Consider the following 943-nt stretch of genomic DNA (forward strand, 5'->3'; position numbering starts at 1 on the left):
ACTTAGGCGCGTAAAAGGTTTGAATCACCACGACGATATACCCCGCAATGATGTAGTAATGAATCGGGTCGCCCACCACAATACGATAGCTGCCAAGCGCGATACCTATCGCTACGCCTAAAGCAACCGCAACTCGTAAGCCATTTACACTAATACTGCCACCAGACACTTGATTGGCTTTGATGGCCACTGCAATCAAAGATGGCTCAGCAATGGTCGTACTGAAGCCGATAAAAAAAGCAAAGGTGTACACCCAATAATAGTCGACCCACTCTAACGCCTGCCCAATAGAGACTTTAAACTCTCGGACGAATTCAGGAGCGGTCAACTGCACCGCCATTGTTTCGCCCAACGGAAACAATGCCATCTCCAAACCGAGTAAAAATAACGATAACCCAACAATGACATACGCAAAACCGAGCAACACTTTTTTGAGGTTATTCACTGGGCGGCGCAGCACAGCCAATTGAAAGCCAAAAATAATCGCCGCAATCGGGATCACATCACGAATGGTGGACAGCAACGTATCTAAGAAATGCTCGAATGAAATCATGTAACGGCCATCCCATAAATCATGACAAACATCATTGGCAGTAAAGAGGCAAACGCAATCAACCCAAAACCATCCACCATAGGGTTACGCCCTTTAATGGCCGAAGCTAACCCTACTCCTAGTGCCGTCACCAAAGGGACGGTAATCGTTGACGTGGTCACGCCACCCGAGTCGTAAGCAACGCCGATGATCGACTCTGGCGCAAACCAAGTGAGAGTCACAACGCCAACATAACCACCGATGATCATGTAATGAATTGGCCACCCTTTTAAGATGCGCAGAACGCCAATAACGATAGCGATCCCCACAGAAAGTGCCACCGTTACTCGTAGCCCTTGTCCATAATCCTGCATGGATTGCTCTGAGTTTGTGATCATCCCTCCTTCTGCC

General features: G+C 48.1%; 2 protein-coding genes. Both read right to left on the reverse strand.

What is annotated here, in order from left to right:
* Nucleotides 1–553, reverse strand: a 553-nt coding sequence (locus tag R7Z47_RS24205; protein WP_318130681.1) for a DUF1538 domain-containing protein, incomplete at its 3' end; no start/stop codon positions are given.
* Nucleotides 550–943 (reverse strand): DUF1538 domain-containing protein (locus R7Z47_RS24210; RefSeq protein WP_318130682.1); only part of this gene is annotated, 394 nt, incomplete at its 5' end. The genes R7Z47_RS24210 and R7Z47_RS24205, both read right to left, overlap by 4 nt.

It is taken from the genome of Vibrio sp. 1641 (genome assembly GCF_033339995.1).
GTDB lineage: Bacteria > Pseudomonadota > Gammaproteobacteria > Enterobacterales > Vibrionaceae > Vibrio > Vibrio alginolyticus.